At 53.3% G+C, this 18902-nt stretch carries 12 protein-coding genes; 3 read left to right on the top strand and 9 right to left on the bottom strand.

Translation table 11 applies throughout. From position 1 onward, the window contains the following. Positions 1-94: 94 nt before the first annotated feature. The 3 genes from GYMC10_RS06195 to GYMC10_RS33200 all read right to left on the bottom strand — a co-directional run bounded on the left by GYMC10_RS06195 (position 95) and on the right by GYMC10_RS33200 (position 4128). Positions 95-1216 carry a sugar ABC transporter substrate-binding protein gene (locus GYMC10_RS06195; RefSeq protein ID WP_012819362.1) on the bottom strand — a complete coding sequence of 374 codons (1122 nt, stop codon included), beginning with the start codon at positions 1214-1216 and terminating at the stop codon, positions 95-97. Between the two features lie 322 nt (positions 1217-1538). Then, on the bottom strand, positions 1539-2174 hold the full coding sequence (locus GYMC10_RS06190; RefSeq protein ID WP_009589707.1) for an SGNH/GDSL hydrolase family protein: 636 nt from the start codon (positions 2172-2174) through the stop codon (positions 1539-1541). A 211-nt stretch (positions 2175-2385) separates the two neighbouring features. Next, positions 2386-4128 carry an ABC transporter ATP-binding protein gene (locus tag GYMC10_RS33200; protein ID WP_012819361.1) on the bottom strand — a complete coding sequence of 581 codons (1743 nt, stop codon included), beginning with the start codon at positions 4126-4128 and terminating at the stop codon, positions 2386-2388. 145 nt (positions 4129-4273) lie between these two features. Between GYMC10_RS33200 and GYMC10_RS06180 the strand changes: the two genes are divergently transcribed. The 3 genes from GYMC10_RS06180 (at position 4274) to GYMC10_RS06170 (ending at position 9141) form a co-directional block, all read left to right on the top strand. After that, a complete protein-coding gene (locus GYMC10_RS06180; RefSeq protein ID WP_012819360.1) occupies positions 4274-5716 on the top strand; it encodes an ABC transporter permease in 1443 nt (480 codons plus the stop codon). Positions 5717-5729: 13 nt separating this feature from the next. After that, positions 5730-7238, top strand: coding sequence for an ABC transporter permease (locus tag GYMC10_RS06175; RefSeq protein ID WP_012819359.1), 1509 nt, complete (start codon positions 5730-5732; stop codon positions 7236-7238). 82 nt (positions 7239-7320) lie between these two features. Then, positions 7321-9141, top strand: coding sequence for an ABC transporter substrate-binding protein (locus GYMC10_RS06170; protein ID WP_012819358.1), 1821 nt, complete (start codon positions 7321-7323; stop codon positions 9139-9141). Positions 9142-9517: 376 nt separating this feature from the next. Here GYMC10_RS06170 and GYMC10_RS06160 read toward each other — a convergent pair whose 3' ends face one another. From GYMC10_RS06160 to GYMC10_RS06135, 6 genes are all read right to left on the bottom strand, one after another. Then, a complete protein-coding gene (locus tag GYMC10_RS06160; RefSeq protein WP_012819356.1) occupies positions 9518-10060 on the bottom strand; it encodes an alpha/beta fold hydrolase in 543 nt (180 codons plus the stop codon). Positions 10061-10402: 342 nt separating this feature from the next. After that, on the bottom strand, positions 10403-12961 hold the full coding sequence (locus GYMC10_RS06155; protein ID WP_012819355.1) for a beta-mannosidase: 2559 nt from the start codon (positions 12959-12961) through the stop codon (positions 10403-10405). Positions 12962-13115: 154 nt separating this feature from the next. Next, positions 13116-14132 carry a glycosyl hydrolase gene (locus GYMC10_RS06150; protein ID WP_012819354.1) on the bottom strand — a complete coding sequence of 339 codons (1017 nt, stop codon included), beginning with the start codon at positions 14130-14132 and terminating at the stop codon, positions 13116-13118. A 250-nt stretch (positions 14133-14382) separates the two neighbouring features. Next, positions 14383-15378: a carbohydrate ABC transporter permease gene (locus GYMC10_RS06145; protein ID WP_012819353.1), complete on the bottom strand. Its 996-nt coding sequence runs from the start codon at positions 15376-15378 to the stop codon at positions 14383-14385. A 49-nt stretch (positions 15379-15427) separates the two neighbouring features. Beyond that, on the bottom strand, positions 15428-16327 hold the full coding sequence (locus GYMC10_RS06140) for a carbohydrate ABC transporter permease (protein WP_012819352.1): 900 nt from the start codon (positions 16325-16327) through the stop codon (positions 15428-15430). Beyond that, a complete protein-coding gene (locus GYMC10_RS06135; protein ID WP_012819351.1) occupies positions 16324-18900 on the bottom strand; it encodes a DUF5696 domain-containing protein in 2577 nt (858 codons plus the stop codon). The genes GYMC10_RS06140 and GYMC10_RS06135 overlap by 4 nt, the downstream gene beginning before the upstream one ends. Positions 18901-18902 lie beyond the last annotated feature (2 nt).

Raw genomic sequence — 18902 nt, 5'->3', positions numbered from 1 at the left:
GCTCCATCACGCTTCGCAAGTGTATTCTTCCCTTCAAATAGGATAGGGCGCCCCTATCGATGACCGACAAGAGCGCCTGTATGAATATTGCTGTTTATTTGCCGCCTGCTTCTTTCAATGCCTTCATCCAGTCCTCTTCGAATTCCGTGCTTGTTCCCCAGCTCGGGATAATATCGGCCAAGTTAACCATGTTGACCGCTTCGGTAGCACCCTCGAGGCCAGAGCGCTCGATCAATACAGGCTCCAGATTATACGTAGCAGGCGTTTCCTCGCCTGCAATCTTCTTAGCCAGCAAACGAACGTTGATGGCGCCGATCATCTTCGGATCTACGGCTGCGGTAGCCACCCAAGGGCTGTCCGGTTTCTGGATCAGCTCCAGGTCCGCGTTGGATACGTCGATGCCGTAAATCTTAACCTCGCTGCGTCCCGCTTCCTCCAGCGCTCTGGCCGCGCCGATGGCGAATGCATCCCAGGTTGCGAAGATTGCATCGATTTCGCCCTTCGGATATTTCGTCAGGATAGCGGATACCGCGTTTTGCGTTTCCAAGGAAGTCTGGTCACTCGCTACGCCGAAACGCTCCACTTCCTTGATGCCCGGGTTGTTCTTCAGCGTTTCCTGGTATACGGCATTACGACGCACCATCGGCGGGAATCCGTCTACCCAGAGGTAAACGATGTTGGCCTCCGGCCCTTGCTCTTCAATCAGCTTGTCCAACGCCAGCTTTGCGAGCTGCTCGTCATCCTGCGATGTCTGGGTTACCCCTGCAATGTCACCGATCTCCGGCAAGGAGTCGAAGGTGACGACCGGAATTCCCTTTTCGGTAATCTTCTTCACGTCCTGAACCGATGCAGGATCGTCGCCATGCGATATGATAAATCCATCGTAGTCGCTGTCAATGGCTTGCGCGATCGCGTCATGGAATTTAGCGGAGTCTCCATTCGCCGAGAAGGTATCCACCTTAAACCCGAGAGCCTCGCCTTCCTGCTTCGCCCCTGCCAAAAATTGAGCCGTGTGGTCATCGCCTCCGATTTTCCGAACGACCATCAATTTCACCGGATCCTTCTCGGCAATGCCTGCCGGCAGGTTCTCGACCTTGTCCGCCAGATTGCCCGACGCGCTGCCGCCGCCGCTGCCCGATTCGGCGCATCCGGTCAATACGATCACAAACGCCAGCGCCAGCGCCGATAATTTCCTTACATGTTTCATGGCTTTCATGTTCTCTCTCCCCCTGTTTTCCGTAAAAAAGACGAATATTAATTAATACAAGTAATCCTATAGGATTTAAAAGGAGGCGTCAACCATTATTTTTTTCGCTTTAATGCATTACACCACATACGCAAAAAAAATGAAAGTGATTTCTAACATTTCTAATTGTATCGGCAGCTATGAACCCATATTTCATACCTATAGCTATTCTCATTTAAAAAAAGAGATCGGGCACGACATTCGCGCCCGATCTCTTTCCATTAGGAGCACGGATTCCGTGCATCCAGCGTTTGTTGCTTCCAGCTTCAGCTCTAAGACCAACCGTTAAGCGTTAGCCCAAAGAAACGCCCATCGTTTCGAGCCAGGCCTTCGCGATCAGGCCGTGTCCGGCCGGTGACGGATGCACGCCGTCCGGCGCCCAGAAGGCAGCCTCGCGACGCACCGACGCCGCAGCGAACAATCCGTCCAGCGGCACCAGGAGGGCTCCGTATTCCACCGCCAATTCGCGGACCGCCGTGATTTTCGGATCCAGATCCTCGCGCCAAGCTCTCCGATCCTCCGGATGAGGCAGCACGAACGGTTCAACCAGAATCAGCTTGGCGTCCAGCGCTTCTTTCGTCCGTTCGATCAATTTGCGGTACCCGGCTTTATAATCCTCGGTGCTTGTCGGGTCCCCGCTATCATATCGGCGCCAAGTGTCATTGATTCCGATATAGATGGATACCCAGTCCGGCTTCAGGTCCAGGCAATCCTCCTGCCATCTGTTATTCAAGTCGACGACCCGGTTTCCGCTGATCCCTCTATTCAAAAAGGTAACGTTCAACTCAGGAAATTTCATGCCGAACAACGAGTCGATCAATAGCGGGTAGCCGTTCCCCAAGCTGCCGGAAAAGTTGCGGTCGCGACCGCAATCCGTAATGCTGTCCCCTTGAAATAATACGACATCCCCTTGCTGCAAACGATTCATTCCACTTCCTCCTCATCGGTATGTTGCTATTGTGCGTACACTTGGAAATTCGTAGGCTCATGTGTAGTGAGAACGCTTCCTAACATTTAAATATTTGCCGTGCAGGGCTCAATTCCTTTTTATGAACCCTGCAAATCGTCGATTCGCATCGATTTTTTTGGATAAAAAAAACCTGCCCCGACTCCGGTCGGGACAGGTTTGTTCTATTCGATTAGGCTCCGGTCGGCATGGCCACCCAGTGGCCTTCCGATACTTCCACAAGCTCGGAATGCTCCAGATTATATTTATCCTCTCCGGTGCGTTCTTCCAGCAGGACCCGCTTCTTCTTGGATTCGATCTTCGGATCGGGCACCGGAATCGCCGCAAGCAAGGACTTCGTATAATCATGCTGCGGATTGGAGTAGAGCTCCTCGCTTTCCGCAAGTTCGACGATCTTGCCCATATACATAACGGCAACGCGGTCGCTGATATGCTTCACCATCGACAGGTCGTGCGCAATGAACAGATAGGTCAAGCCCAGACGGTGCTGCAGCTCCTCCAGCAGCTTCACGATCTGCGATTGGATCGACACGTCGAGCGCGGAGAGCGGCTCATCGCACACGATGAATTTCGGCTCGACCGCCAGCGCCCGCGCAATCCCGATCCGCTGGCGCTGGCCGCCGGAGAACTCGTGCGGGTAGCGCGTCGCATAAGCCGGATCCAGTCCGACCATATCCAGCAGCTCCTCGACCCGTTTCTTCCGCTCCTGCTTGCTGCCGGTTAACTTATGGACATCCAGCGCTTCGCCGATAATGTCCACGACCTTCAATCTGGGATTCAGCGAAGCATACGGATCCTGGAAGATCATCTGCATATGGCGCCGCATGGCCTTCATTTCCGAAGGGGAGAGGCGATTCACGGACATCCCCTGATACAGCACTTCTCCGCCCGTCGGCTGATGAAGTCGAAGGATGGCCCGTCCCGTCGTTGATTTTCCGCTGCCGGATTCGCCGACGACCCCGAGGGTCTCCCCCGCCTGAATATGAAAGCTGATATCATTCACCGCTTTAAGCACATTCCCTTTGCCCATATCAAAATACTGCTTCAGGGATTTCACCTCTAACAGCGGTCCTTTGTAATCCGTGCTTGGCACGATGATCGGCGCCGGCTTCGCTTTCTTCTTCTCGTCGAGGCGCGGTAGCGCGTTTAACAGCTTCAAGGTATAGGGATGCTGAGGATTCTCGAAGATCTCCTCCGTCGTTCCCGTCTCCACGATCACACCGTCTTTCATCACGGCCACGCGGTCGCACATGCCCGCCACAACGCCGAGATCGTGCGTGATCAATATAATGGAGGAACCGAAGCGCTCCTGCATATTTTTCATCAGATTGAGGATTTGGGCCTGAATCGTTACGTCAAGCGCCGTCGTCGGCTCGTCCGCAATCAGCAGCGCAGGTCGGCACGCCAGGGCGATGGCGATCATCACCCGCTGCCGCATGCCGCCCGAGAACTCGTGCGGGTATTGATTATACCGCGCTTCGCTGTTCGGGATGCCGACCAGCTTGAGCATGTCAATCGCCTGCTGCTTCGCTTCCTGCTTGGACAGCTTCTGGTGTTTGACCAGACTTTCCGATATTTGTTCCCCGATGCGGATGGTCGGATTCAGCGAGGTCATCGGGTCTTGAAAAATCATCCCGATATCGCGTCCCCGGATGCTCTCCATCTCCTTCTCGGTTTTCTCGGCCAGGTTCTGGCCAAGGAACAGGATCTCTCCATCCTTCATATAAGAAGGCGGGGAAGGCAGCAGCCGCATGATCGAGCGTGCCGTGACGCTTTTGCCGCTCCCGGATTCTCCGACGATACCGAGAGTCTCCCCTTTCTTCACTTCAAAGCTGACCCCACGCACCGCGTGAAATTCTGAATCACGGGATTGAAAGGCCACGCTCAAATTTTTAACCTGCAATATCGGTTCCAACTCTGCTCACCTGCCATTATGCTTATGTCATTAAAGTAATATACTCTACAACTCTTATAATCTATTGACTTTTAAAATAGGCTAAAATAAAATATACTATATCACTCGGAATAATGCAATTTGAAACAAGGAGGAAAGGCACCTTATGGGGGGGACAGAAGCAGCAAGACCAAACAGACTCATAAGTTCGATAAGCAGCACATACAGTAAGATCCTTCTGAATCCTTCATATAGATACTTACTATTATTATTGGGAGCGCCCGTGAATCTCGTGGTCTTCCTATTTTATTTGGTCCAGAGAAAGAAGGATGACTACGCGGCGGCTGAGAACCGCATACGCAGCGAGATGCTGGCCGCCGGATATCTGGAGGCCCTTCGCTCCGAGATGATGGAGCAGCAGAAACGCAAGCATGAGTTTTTCAAGCAAAAAATCAGCGAGGCTCAGCTCCGGCAGGAAGTCGATAAGATCGCAGAGGCAAGGTTCCGTGAAGTCCTCAAGGATCGGACCGCCAAGGACCTGAAGCTGAACAATCGCAAACGGCTGACTCTGGCCGATACGTTCGGTTCTCTCATCGAGAACCCGTTGTTCTTCATTATATCACTTATTCCGGGCTTGCTGATGTACATCCTTATTTTTTTGTACAGCAATCCCTATCTGAAATATATTTTGGAGAGACTCGTGATGACGGTATTCGTTATCTTTGGCGTAGCGGTCCTCGTCTTTACGATTCTTCACTTGTCGCCGTTCAACCCCGCGGCCAACATATTGGGCGAGACGGCAACGCCGGAACAGATTGCGGCTTTCAACAAAATGCACGGACTCGATCAGGGCTATCTGACGCAGCTGTGGAACAACATTAAAGGCATCGCATATTTCGATCTCGGCAAATCCTTCTCGGGCAACGAAGAGATTACCTCCAGCATCGCCAGAAAGTTTCCGATCACGCTGACGCTTACGGTCATTTCGTTGATCATCGCGATTGCGATCGCATTGCCGATCGGGATTATCTCGGCCACGAGACCGAATTCGTTCTTTGACTATACGTTTATGTTCATCGCGCTGATCGGGCTGTCCATTCCGAACTTCTGGCAGGGACTGATCTTCATCCTGAATTTCTCGATCAAGCTGCAGTGGCTGCCCGCCACCTTCAATCCGGAGAACTGGCTGTCCATGATCATGCCGGTGATCGTGCTCGGGACGGGACTTACCGCTTCGGTGGCCCGAATGACGCGCTCCTCCACGCTGGAAGTCATTAATGAAGATTATATGATCACAGCCAGAGCAAAGGGGCTGGGCAAGCGCACCATTCTGATGAAGCATGCTGTCCGCAATGCCATCATTCCGATCATTACCGTCATCGGACTTCAGTTCGGCGGGATGCTCGGCGGTTCCGCTGTTACGGAGAAGGTATTCAACATCAGCGGTATCGGCAGCTATATCGTGGATAAACAATTTATCCCTGACATCCCGGCCATCATGGGCGGCGTGGTTTACACCGCCATCACCATATCGCTGGTGAACGTCATCATCGATATCTTGTACGCATTCTTCGATCCACGGATCAGGTCCAAGATGAAACAATACTAAAGCAGGTGTACTCATGATTAAGAAGCTTCTTTCCAAACCAGAAACCAAACACCAGCTGAAATCCTCACACGAGTACAGTCAAGCCAGCTTCACATGGGTTATCTCTCTGACCTTAACGGTGATCCTGCTTCTGAACAGCTTTGATTTCACTGGGGGAACCATCAAACCGTGGGTGTTCGCCGCCTTTGCGGCATATGCACTGTTTACGATCATACAGATCATCATTACGCTGCTGATCCGAAGGGATCTTCAAAGGGACGGAGAAATCCGGCGCTTGACCAGGATCCTGGGTTACGTTCAGCTGCTGAGCATCGTTACGGGGAATCTGTTTACCGTCACGTTCGGTTTCAATCTGATCAAAAAACAGAAGCCTCCCGAATATACGATTGCCGTTTACATGCTGCTAACCCAGCTGTTTGCCATCGCGATATCGGCGCTGAATCTGTTCAAGCCTTACGTCTCGAATACGTTCCTGCCGGCCATGGCCGTGCTTCTGGTTATAGCCGTCGTTCAGCTGATCGCGCTTATCCTCGTTGCCAGGTACGTAAAATCGAATTATGCGCATCCGGCATTGACCTGGCTTGCTTTTCCGATCATTCTGACTGCGGCAACGGGCAATATTTTTGCTCTGGTGCTTGGCATCAACCTGCTTGCGAAGATCCGCAAGAACGGCAATCCCGCGATGACCCGCTGGGGCGACGTATGGGTAAAGCTTACTGCCAATTCGACGGCCATGTCCGGACTGTTCTTCGTGATCTTCCTGTTCTGCCTGTCGGTGACCAGTCTGTTTACCTTCGATTACAGCATTGCGATCGATAACAACTACAGCGCCATCCTGCAGCCGCCAAGCCTGGCGTACCCCTTCGGTACGGACAACTTCGGCCGGGATTTGTTCTCCCGGATCGTATTCGGGGCCCGCATCTCGCTGATCGTCGGATTCGCTTCTACGGCGATTCCGGTTGTCATCGGCGGCATTCTCGGTGCCGTCTCAGGCTACTATGGCCGCCATACCGACAACGTCATCATGCGATTGCTGGACGTGCTGTACGCCATTCCGGGCATCCTGCTCGCCATTGCGATCATTGCCGCATTCGGAGCCAATACCGTCAACCTCATTCTGGCGCTCAGCGTAGGAGCTATACCGACTTATGCAAGAACCATGAGGGCGAATGTGCTCCTGGTCTCCACCTTTGAGTACGTCGATGCGGCCAGAGCTTTCGGCTCGAGCAATTTTTCGATCATTTTCAAGCATATCGTTCCCAACTCGCTCGCGCCCATGATCGTCAAATCGACGTTAACCATTGGTGCAGCCGTCATCTCGACGAGCAGCTTGAGTTATCTGGGTCTCGGCGTCGAGCCGCATATCCCGGAATGGGGGAATATCCTGAAGATCGGAAGCACGTACCTTGAGACGCATTCGTATCTGGCGATTTATCCGGGTCTGGCCATCATCGCGCTTGTCCTGTCCTTCAACTTTCTGGGCGACGGACTGCGGGATGCGCTTGATCCGAAGCTCGATTAAAGCTTTTCGTGCCCTGGGCACACTAACGTTGGTTTCAAAAAATATTTTATATATATATATACAACTCAGGAGGGTATCACCAATGAAAAAGAGTTCCTTGCTGTTATTGTTTCTCTCGCTAGTCATCGTACTGGCCGGATGCAACGTAACAACCAAAGATGATGCACAGCAAAATCAGCAAGAACCAGCGGATACAGCTACAGACACATCCGCTGTTAATATTGAATTGCTTGGCATGAGCTCTAACGAATCCGATGTCAACATCATTCGCGACCAGCTCACCAAGAACGGCTTCAACGTGAAGCTGAATCTGCAGCCGGACTACGGCAGCTTCAAGGCACAGCAGGATGCCGGCAATTACGACATCGCGCTGTCCAGCTGGACAACCGTAACGGGTAACCCTGACTATGCCGTTCGTTCCCTGTTCAAAACCGGCGGCGACTACAGCATCATGTCCGACGAGGAAGTGGACAAGCTGATCGACCAAGCGGCCACGCAAACGCCGGAAGACGCCGTTGAGACTTACAAGCAGCTGGAACAACGTCTGGTAACGGACAAAGCTTACATTGCTCCATTGTACATCTCCCTGAAGAGCCAAGCGTTCAACAAGGATGTGCTGGACGAGAATTCCGTTCGTCTTTCGAAATCCCGTTCCCTGCCTTGGGAAGCCGTCGATTTCAAAGACCAATCCAAGCGTGCGACGCAGCCGCTGATTCTGTCCCAATCGATCTCTGAACTGACTTCGCTTGACCCGATCAAGGGCAACGACGGTTCCATTAACATCATCAACACCAACATGAACGTACGTCTGATCAACCTGACCGACGATGACAAGATCACGTCCGAAGGCTCGCTGTCTTATAACCATGCCATCGGCGAAGGCAACTCGGAGTACTACTTCATTCTTAGAGACGACATTAACTTTGCAAAAATCACGAACAAAAAAGCGGAAGATTCCGGCGAACGCGTAGGCGCGGACGATGTCATCTTCTCCATGAACAGAGCGAAAGACAAAAATTCGGTGCCTGATCATCGTACCTACACGCTTCACGAGCACATCAACACCGTTGAAGCCGTAACCGACCTGAGCGTACTGGAAAACACCAAGGTTTCCGGCGGCAGCGAAAGCGTCAAGGAAGCACTGGAAGCCGGCTTGGATACCAAGATCGCTTCCCTCGTGGGCGACAAGAATCAAGCAAGCACGAAAGACGGCAAATACCAAGTCATCAAATTGACGACAACCGAGCCGTTCCCGCAAGTATTGAACTACCTGGCTCACCAATCGGCCGGTATCGTATCGAAGAAGCAAGTTGAATCCATCAATACGTATGACGTTGAGAAATTCGACGTGAACAAAGACATCCCTTACGGCGACCAGAACACGGTAACCGAAGGCGATAAATACAACAACACGCTGTATGCGAGCGGTCCGTATATCCTGTCTTCCAAGAATGACTATGAAGCCACCTTCTTCAAAAACCCTGGCTACATGAAGGGCACGGAGCACGAACCGAAAATCGAGCAAGTGAAAGTACGCTTTATCAAAGATGCGGACAGCACGCTCTCCGCACTGCGCAGCGGCGAAATCCACCTGTACTACGGCGTGCCGGAAACGAAATACGACGTAGTGAAAGGCGACAGCAAGCTGAAGCTGCAAACGATCGAAAGCAACGCCGTATCCTACTTGCTGTTCAATACGAAGAACCGCGATGTGGCGACAAGCGACGATCTGAGAAGAGCGGTGCTTTACTCGATCAACCAGGATGAAATCCTGGCCTACTACAACAACAACAAAATCAAAGCCTACTCCACCGTCAGCCCGATCGTCAAAACGGGCAACGAGCTGGTGGCCGATCCGGCGAAGGTGAAGGAATTCTTGAGCGCATATAAAGCGAGCAAGTAAAAAAAGAGGACGACATTAGCGAAAAGCTGATGTCGTCTTTTTTATGCGAGATTTATATGGACGGCCGCTTTACTTCTGGGTGGCTCCCATAGCATCGCAATGGGAGTGAGAAATTCTTCTGCATCGCTCTGGTTATTTGCATCGCTCCGCATGCGGATGATTCTTCCGATCTCTGTTGCCCCCAGATTTCCATGAATGGATTTTCTAAATGTAGAAATCCGGTGGCAAAGGAGCCCGCTTCGCTTCTCCAGAATCATTCCGCCTTCTCCGCTGAAGTCTGGCATGGACGGGCTGACTTTGGAAGCATATTCGAAGTTGCTTTTTAAAGATCAAAAGGACCGATGATTAGCCACGCGCAGCAAATGTCGTCCCTTTTTTATATCCGCTTGATATCGTCTACAAGCTCGGGCAAGCCCTCGCGGAAGTAGTGATCGTCACCCTCGTATACCCGGGTGACGGCCTCGGGAAGCTGCTTCGCGTAGTGCTGAGCATGTGCAAAAGGCACCACCGGGTCGTGCAGGCTGTGGTATAGGAAGAGGTTCGGGAGTTGCGGCAGCTTGGAAACAAATGAATCGGACAATGCATATTCTTCGTTTTGCCAATCGTCGTCTTTGCCCCAATAAGGGGCGGCAATCAAAAACAATCCAGAGACGGTTAGCTGCCCGTCTTCTTCCGAGAGGTGTTTCAACAGAATGGAACCGCCGAGGGAATGACCTACCAGCAGCACCTCCCCATCCAATGCCTTGATTTCATTGACAATCTGCGCTTTCCACAGAGCGTAATCCGGATCCGGCATGCCGGGAGATAAGACATGATAAGCTTCACCGAGCTGTTCTTGTAAATGGTCGATCAAGCCGCTGCTTCCTTGGCGGTTGCCTTGCGGGCCGGCACTATGGATGAACAAAACTTGTTTTTTCATGATCCGTCTCCTTCCCGAGCTTTGTTAATGGGTATGAGCATGTCCAACAGGATGTGTACCAACCTAGAATAACCGATAGCAGCATGCCGGACTTCTTTTCGTTTGCTGAAATCTGACCCCATCCGACCTGTATCAGAAACCCTTGGCATACCCTTTACCATATAAAGGTATGTCGAGTTCAAGGTGTCGAACCCGGGATCCCCCGCTTATGATGACGCCAACAAAGAAATGGTTTGCCGTTTCAGCATCAAATTCATGGCTCCATTAAAGACAAACAAAGCCGCCCCTGCACCGGAATCGGTTGTAGGGGCGGCTCTTTTTAGCGAATGATTGCAGGATGAATTACACGGTCTGCACCATCGCCGGGTCGATGCAATCGGCCATGGACCGAACCTCGGCCCGGCCCGGCTTATCTGTTACAAATGCCTGCTCTCCGTTATCTCGGCGGCTGAAGGATACGGTCACCGGGATGCCCGGAATCAGGTCAAAGAAGTTATCGCTGTAGAAGCCTTCCGCTTCGGCGGACAGCCATACGTGGCGGGCAAGCACGTTGCTCTCCAGCACGAACGTCGCGCCGTCGCTTCCCTCGACTTCTTTTACGCTGATGGTCGGGCTGTGCAGACGAAGATGCTTGTCGTTCACGAAATAGAATGTTTTGCTGTCAATCACGTCTCCATCCTGAAGCCATTGCGCCAGGAGCACAACCTCGGATGGATCATGTCCGTGGAGCAGCTCATCGGCCGCAGCCCGGAATACGACGAGCGACGCTTGCTCTTCCGCACGGATCGGCTGCTCGGATCCATAGAGCTCTTTTCCGTTAAAATCGAATAACTGAACCTTCAGCGTGCCCTGGACCGCTTCTGAAATATCGGATACGAGATGAACCCGAATCTCTTGTTCCTTGGATTCGATCGAGAGACTGACATCCCGGAAGCAGCGCTTGGCCACATACTGCAGCGCCTTCCATCTGCCGAGATAATCCATGCCTGCCCACGAAGCGACCGGCCAGCAGTCGTTCATCTGCCAATACAGCGTGCCCATGCAATACGGCTTGTTGCGGCGGTGGGCTTCGATCGCCGTCTTCATCGCTTCGGCCTGCTGGATCTGGCTCATGTACAGGAAAGCCTCGAAATCCTTCGGCTCGTTATAATATTGATCCATGTAACTCTTGATCAAGCGGTTGCCGGCGCCGTTCTTCTGATGCGCCAGCATGACCTTCGACTCCAGCTCCATATCGCGATCTTCCGCATATGTCCGCACCGTCTTCGGTTCCGGGAAGGACTGGAACCCGTATTCGCTCATAAATCGGCCGACGTAAACGTTGTAGTTGTCAAACGGCTCCGTGTTATGCCACACGCCCCAGTAATGAATATCCCCGCTCGTTGTGGAAGGATTGGCATGCTGCTCCTTGTCATGGCTGAGCGATACCAGCGGGGAGGAAGGCCAATACTCTGCTCCCGGAGCATAACCGGTTACGGCCTCAGGAAGAATTTCGTGGAATACCTTTTCGTAGTCGCTCCAGATCTTTTCGCGGAGCTCCTCGGTATAGTCCTGCTTCCAGCCCCAGCCGCCCTTCTCCTCATAGTGCGCCCAAGCGGAATCAATCTCGTTGTTGCCGCACCAGAGCACGATGCTCGGATGATTCCGCAGACGGACCAGGTTCTCCTCCGCTTCCAGCCGCACGTTCTCCAGAAACGCCTCGTCGCCTGGATACATGCTGCAAGCAAACATGAAATCCTGCCATACCATAAGCCCGTATTCATCACACAGATCGTAAAAAACGTCCTCTTCATAAATGCCACCGCCCCATACGCGCAGCATATTCATGTTCGATTCCGCTGCGGACGCGATTTCATGGCGGTAGCGTTCCGCCGTCACTTCCGTTATGAAGCTGTCGTTCGGAATATGGTTCGCTCCCTTGGCAAACACAGGCGTGCCGTTGAGCTCGATGTAAAAGGACGTGCCGCGGCTATCCTGTTCACGCACCAGCTTGACGCTGCGCAGGCCGGTCCGAACCTTTTTCTCCGCAACGGTCCGTTCTCCTTCCGCCAGCTCGGCATGGAACGAATACAGATGGGCCTCGCCCAGGCCGCGGCACCACCACAGCTTCGGCTCCGCAAGCGCAAGGCTCAATTCAACCGAATGACGGCCTTCTTCCAGCCGAACATCCTGTTCCCATGTCTGGCCGCCTGCACTTACCCGAAGCACGCCCTGCAAAGCATGCTCCGCTGCAATGGAGGCAACGGCCGTAACCCTGGCCATTTCTGCCGTAACCTCATCCTGGCGAATAAACAAATCATCCAGTCTGACTTCGGACCAAGCCTCGAGCCTGGCTTCCCGCCAGATCCCGCTGGTCACAAAACGCGGTCCCCAATCCCAGCCGTAATGATAAGGCGCTTTCCGGGCAAAAATACTTACTTTCTGGTCGCCCATCCCGCCAACCTCGGACTGGTCATTCGAAGCAGGCAGCGGATATCCGAGCTTCTCAAGCTTCGGCAGATCCTCCTGGATCGGAGAACGGAAGCGGATCTTAATCACATTTCCCGAATCCTTGAGCTGCGATTTCACATCGATCCGCCATGAACGGAACATATTATCCGCGAAAAGCACCTTCGTTCCGTTCACGAATACGTCCGCGTAGGTATCCAGGCCGTCAAATACGAGTTCAATGCGGGATTGGGCGCTCAAATTCGAATCCAAATCAAACGACGTCTCATATTCCCAATCCTTCTTATCGATCCACTGCAGGTCATGCTCATTCGTCCCGTAGAAGGGATCGGGGATGATGCCATTCTTCAGCAGGTCGGTATGAACGCAGCCCGGCACCTGGGCCGGAAGCCACTCGGATTCGTCGCACGCTTTGAATTTCCATTGATTTAAAGTCATAACGTTAAAATTCATGATAGTCTCTCTCCATCTCTATATATTGATTTTGATGCGGTTCGGTCATACTGCATAGCTGACGCGGCTTCTTTCGCACATCAGCTCGTTCTCCACGCTACGATCAGCTTCCCGGCGAGCGGCCTATAATCGGCATGCCTCACAGATGAAGCCGTCAGCCTTTCAGATCCGGAAGTTCATCCAGCGTGACCGTATACGGATGATGATAGGTGCGAATCAGCTGCAACTCATCCGTATACTCTTCTGAATACCTCCGGTTATTTCCTTCCCCTGTGAACACAAAGTTTCCATACCATGTGCAATTCCATGCCCACGGGCATCCGTCCTCCTGCATGAGATCGGGGTCGGGTATGACACCGTTCTCGGTCAGGGCAATGATTTTTGCCGCATCTGTATACGATGCAGCGGTACGGAACCGCTCGGATTGCGAGCCGTAATCCCGGGCAGGCGGATAAATGTCCTCACCGATAATATCGACGTAGGAATCGCCCGGATACCAATCCTTGTGCTGCCCGTTCCATACCCAGATCAGGTTGTTCAATTCGTGGTGATGCGTCATGCGCTCGTACATCAGCTTCCAAAGCGCGATGCAAGGCTCAGGGCCTTTGGCCCCCCACCAGAACCATCCGCCCGATGCCTCGTGAAGCGGTCTCCACAGCACCGGGATGCCGGCATCCTGCAGACGCTTGAGCTCGGCAGCGATCGCATCGATATCCCGGATGATAAGGCCGTACTCTTCCGATGATGGCTCCGCCATCGCCCGTGCGATATCAAAGGTTGTCGCATTGGTATAAAAGCCTCTGCCCCAGGTCCGATCCGGCGGCAAATCCACCAAATCCTTCGGGGCGTTCCAGTGCCAGCAGAAGGTCACGATCCCGCCGCGATTCCACCACTTTATCGCCAGATCCGTGTCCTGACACTCGGCTCCGCGCTCCACCCGTGAAGGCGAGTAATTCATGAAATCGAATCCGCCGACGGCAGGGTATTTTCCCGTGACCTCGTGGATCATGTCGAACTCCGGCGTGGATACAACGCCAATCTGCTGCCCTGTCAGCATCCGTTTGCCGTAGATGCTGCACAAATACCCCATTAACCGTTTGGCTTGATCGGAAGCGGCCGGGTTGATCAGGTTCGGCTGGACCTCAAAGCGGGTGCTGCTTGCTTTTGTCATGCGATTCACTCCTGTCCTGTAATTGCCGTATGGATGAAAGATCCTACAGATTTCCTTCATCCGTCATACAAATGGCACAGCCCGATTCCTGCGGCATACCCATCAGACAAGCACAAAACCTGTCTCACGCACCGCACTCATCATGCGACACGGCATCTCTCCTGCATCATGGCATCCATCCTGCAACATAACGTCTATCCTGTAACACGATATCTATCCTGCGACATAACCACCTGTCCTGCAGCAGCCACTACCCGACAACACCGGTACGCTCCACGCTCTCCACAAAATGGCGCTGCACGAACAGATACAGTCCGATCAGCGGCAGGATGGCCAGTAAAATTCCCGTATCCACCACGAGGGCCACATAGTTCGGATCGGCTTTGGCCGATGAACCGAGTCCCATCAGCGCCGGGAGAAACTGGTTCGCGTCCGCGGGCAGGGAAGCGATCTTCAGCGGCATCAGCGACTGCTCGCTCATAAAGAGCGAGGTATAGAAGGTGTCGTTATACTGCCAGACGAACGAGAACAGGGTCACCGTAATGAGCGGCGGAATCGCATTGGGCAGCATGATCGCAAAAAACGTCTTAATCCCGCCTGCACCGTCAATCAACGCCGCTTCCTCAATCTCCTTCGGGAGCCCCCGGAAAAATTGACGGAAGATATAAATGAACAGTCCGGCCTTAAGCCCGGTGGCCGTAGCCGAAGTAATGATCGAGGGCCAGTAGCTGTTCAGCAGATTAACACCTTCTTTTCCGGTAAACATGTGAACCAGCCCCAGAATATCAAAGCTGCGAAAATGCAAATACATCGGCACCATCAGCGTGCTCATCGGAATCAAGATCGTCAGCACGACCAGGCCGAACAGCAGATTGCTTCCTGGAAAGGTGAACCGGGCAAAGCCATACCCGGCAAGCGCGGTCGACATCGTGGTCAGCAGCATCGTGATGAATACGTAAATCATCGTGTTCAGCAGCAGCGGCCAATAATCCAGCAAGTCGAGCACGAGCTTGAAGTTATCCAATGTGAAATGCACCGGAATCATATAAATCGTTGGATTATAAATATCCTGTTTGTCTTTAAACGCCACAGAGAACTTGGAGATGATCGGATAGATAATGATGAATGTAATGCCGATGATCAGCAGATAGCGGAACACTGCCCACAGTATCGGCAGCGCCTTGTTCTTGAACCGGTTCATTCGTTCCTGAGCCGTTTCGTCCGAGCGATCCCGAATCGATGCCATAAGGACCTCCTTTTTTCCTGCACCAAGTCAGTCAGGAATCTCTTTGCCATTAGTTTTGATAAAAGGTTTTCCTTGAGACGATGATTCCCATCAACACCAGCAGCAAGCTGATAACGATGGTATACAGCCACGCCATCGCGGCACTGAGCCCGAAATTCTGCGTTTTGAAGGCCGTCTCATAAATCGTTCGGGTCACGGTGCTGTCCGCGAACGAATCGATGATGGTATAAATCATGTTCGTCAGGATGAGCGGGCTCACCATCGGAAAGGTGATTTTCCAGAACGATTCATAAGCGGTCGCCCCTTCAATCTTCGCGACCTCGTACATCGAGCCCGGGACGGCCTGCAGGGCGGCAAGGAAGATCAGAATCTGCACGCCCGAGCTGCTGATAATATCGTAGATCCTCATGACCGCCCCGATAATATACTCGGTTACGGTAATGGGAAATCCGGCCTCGGATAAGATGCGCACCATCGATAGCACATTGAATTGCCCGGAGGCTTGCCCGAGCTCCTCCGCCACCGTCGCGTTTCCGACCAGATTGATCAGGCCGGAGGTTTCCGCTGCTGAAATCGCGCCTGACGCCAGAATGACCGGCAGGAAGAAGATCGCTCTCGCAAGGGCTCTCCCCCGGAATTTCTGATTCAGCAGAACGGCCGAGAACAGACTGAAAAACAAGATCAGCGGAACGTCCACCACCATGCCCAGTATCGATTCCGTCAGGATCCGGTTGAAGTTCGCGTCCACGAACAGCGCGGTGTTGAAATTGCCCCAACCTACCGGCTCCAGCTCATAGCCTGTGGGAGAGATGTTCAATTTACTGAAGCTGAACAATATGGACTGAAACAGAGGCCCGGCAAACAAAAAGATAAAGCCGATCAACCATGGCGCGATGAAGAGGATTCCGAGCATGGATCTTTTCTGAGTCAGGGACAATCTCATTTTCATGCCCGGTCACCACCTACAGCGTAATTTTGCGGTTCCACCAGGACCCCGTTAACCTCAACCGCTTGATCGGTATAATTGATCAGAATCGAGGCGCCGTTCTCGTACCTTACTTCCACCACGCCGCCTTCATGCCGCTTATGCTCCACCATCCGCTGCGTCCGGAGCGGCGCCAGCACCTCGTTCAACTCTTGGTACAAGGAAACCGCTTCTTGGAACCAATCCTTGTAATGCGTGGAGTACATATCATCGAAACGCGTATACTTCAGCTTTGAGCTTTGTTCATAAGACCATAGGAAATGCGGAGCCGTTCCCAATTCCAGCGACTGCAGGAGCCCTTTGCGCAAATGTTGTTCATCCAGGTTATTGACCGCCGCTCCCGCATAATCCAGGTAGCCGTGAATGACCATTTGATAAAACGGCACGGCTTCATCCGTCAGCCCGAATCCGCTGCTCGACGTCGGGACATCGAGCACGTGGCCCGCATATGGCCAGCTGTAAGCATTAGCACCGGAAACCATCGTATCCGGGTATGCCTCGTGCAGCGCCTTCAGCTGATCGGTCACGATAAACTTCGCGGTTTCTCGGAAAACCACCCGCTGCACCCGGTAATCGGAGCTCAGGACATCGCCCAGGTCCCGCAATGACACGGCCCCCATGCCAAACCGTTCATATTGCCTTGTGAATCGGTCCACGTAATAGGGAAGCTTCGCCGGCGACATCAGGTTGTACGTGCCGTAATACGAGTTCATCCGGTTCGTGTTCCGGTCATACGGATGCAGCGCTGCCGTTTCCCTGGTCACGAAACGGGAGGCATCGGATGACGGCGTAAACGCCCCATCGTCATGGTAGACACGCTGTAAGGCAACATCGGGATAAAGCCCGCCGCCGGCGTCCTGCAATTGCTTGGACAGCGCCTTCAGCCCGGCGGCGTTTCCGACAACGCTGTCCGTCTTTACCTTCACCGGGGTTTTGTGATGGACGCCTTTGCCAAACCAGCCGAGGTAACGCATTCGGAGATTGGCGATGCCCTCGCCGTTCAGAAGAGCGGCAATCTCGCCTGCCTGCTCGAAGGTGGTCATCGAGACGACGGCATCATACGGTACGCCCAGAAAAGATCTCCGTTTATCCACGCTTCCCAGCATATCGAGATAGAATGGAATCCCCTCCGCTTCTTTCAGGGGAATCAGCTTGTTTTCCTTCGCAAGCGTTTCCTGATACAAGCGGGCCATGCCGGAGTAGCTTGCCTCTTCACCGGACAGGAAACGGTATTTGACGGACAGCTTCCCGTTGTACAGCTTGTCATTCAACAGCTGGATTTCCTGCACCGTACTTCCGGTGTAAAGCTCCAGCATATCCTCGCCGCGCACGGCAAAGCTGCTGAATACATGATTGTACGAATTCTGCTTCCCGCCGATATCGGCGGACACGCTCGCGATGGCGTCGCCTTCTTCAATCACGGCAAACCAGCCGCCGTCCCCGTTCTTCATGCCGAACACGGGCATTCGTGCCTGCTCGGCCACCTGTCCGCGGCTGCTGCTGTTATTATTCGGATCGGTGCCGTATAGACGCTGCACGTACTGTTCTTCCTTCACTTTGCCGTTATTCAGGTGGATCAGGCTGCCGCTGCCGTCCGGCACCAGCATATAACCCTCGGCCTTCGTTCCCGCCGCTCCGAAATAGCGAAGCAGCTCCACGCTGCGCAGGCGGTGATTCTCGCTTTCCGTTACCTGGTCAAGCGGTATCGTAACGACAAGCGAATCCTCTTCCAGCCGGTATTCGAGCGGAATCTTGAACTGCGGCTTCGAAGAGGCGCTTGCGGCGGCTCCCCCGCCCGCTTCGTTATCATAGGCAAGATCCTCCGCGGTGTAGCCGGCCTGCTCGAACGCGCCCAGCATTTTTTTCAGCACCAGCTCCTTCTTGATCTGGTCGTCCAGGCGCTCCAGCATCGCAGGGTTATCCTTCATGGGGTAATACCGCGCCTGCACGTATCTGGCCAATGACGCATCCAGCTTGCTGACCACCTTCTCCTGCAGCCGGTCCTGGGAGATGTATTTCGGCAAGGCGTCGATCCCGAGCGAGACATCTCCCAGCGTATACGTGACGCGAACGCCGTTGTCCAAGCCTTCCGCCGTATAGTTCCCGTTCATCACGCTCCACGTATAATTCGGATAAGACTCAAGCGTGCCGATCCCATCCCGGAACGTCAGCGTCAATTGCGAAGACAGCACTTCCTTCTCAAAAGGCGAAGCCATTCCGTCCTCCATCCGGTCTGGCGGATTGCTGTACCATACCGTATCGCTCCGCTTATCCCGTACCGCGACTTCGGTCGTATCCGGATGATAGTACAGCGCAAGCGCCTTTGTTTCCGCTACCAGATCCATGCCGGGCACGCCGCCTGTCAAATCGTTCAGGGCGGAGAGCTCCCTACCCTGCGCCGTCTCAGTCGCCGCAGCACTGTACGCAGCGACGTCGACCGCCGGCGCTCCCCGGTTCGCGTAGATCAGAAAGCTCGCAGCCATGCACGTTATAACGGTACATGCAAGCACCGTGTACAGCCATTTTCTTTTTTTCACGG

Source organism: Paenibacillus sp. Y412MC10, assembly GCF_000024685.1.
Classification (GTDB): Bacteria; Bacillota; Bacilli; order Paenibacillales; family Paenibacillaceae; genus Paenibacillus_AQ; species Paenibacillus_AQ lautus_A.
Note: the sequence above shows the minus strand (reverse complement) of the source record. Positions and strands in the feature narration are given on the sequence as shown.

Bases quoted from the DNA above. Each gene is read 5' to 3' on its own strand.
- GYMC10_RS06190 (WP_009589707.1), bottom strand. From the start codon at position 2,174: ATGAATCGTTTGCAGCAAGGGGATGTCGTATTATTTCAAGGGGACAGC.
- GYMC10_RS06160 (WP_012819356.1), bottom strand. From the start codon at position 10,060: ATGAAAAAACAAGTTTTGTTCATCCATAGTGCCGGCCCGCAAGGCAAC.
- GYMC10_RS06170 (WP_012819358.1), top strand. From the start codon at position 7,321: ATGAAAAAGAGTTCCTTGCTGTTATTGTTTCTCTCGCTAGTCATCGTA.
- GYMC10_RS06195 (WP_012819362.1), bottom strand. From the start codon at position 1,216: ATGAAAGCCATGAAACATGTAAGGAAATTATCGGCGCTGGCGCTGGCG.
- GYMC10_RS06175 (WP_012819359.1), top strand. From the start codon at position 5,730: ATGATTAAGAAGCTTCTTTCCAAACCAGAAACCAAACACCAGCTGAAA.
- GYMC10_RS06145 (WP_012819353.1), bottom strand. From the start codon at position 15,378: ATGGCATCGATTCGGGATCGCTCGGACGAAACGGCTCAGGAACGAATG.
- GYMC10_RS06150 (WP_012819354.1), bottom strand. From the start codon at position 14,132: ATGACAAAAGCAAGCAGCACCCGCTTTGAGGTCCAGCCGAACCTGATC.
- GYMC10_RS06180 (WP_012819360.1), top strand. From the start codon at position 4,274: ATGGGGGGGACAGAAGCAGCAAGACCAAACAGACTCATAAGTTCGATA.
- GYMC10_RS06140 (WP_012819352.1), bottom strand. From the start codon at position 16,327: ATGAAAATGAGATTGTCCCTGACTCAGAAAAGATCCATGCTCGGAATC.
- GYMC10_RS06155 (WP_012819355.1), bottom strand. From the start codon at position 12,961: ATGAATTTTAACGTTATGACTTTAAATCAATGGAAATTCAAAGCGTGC.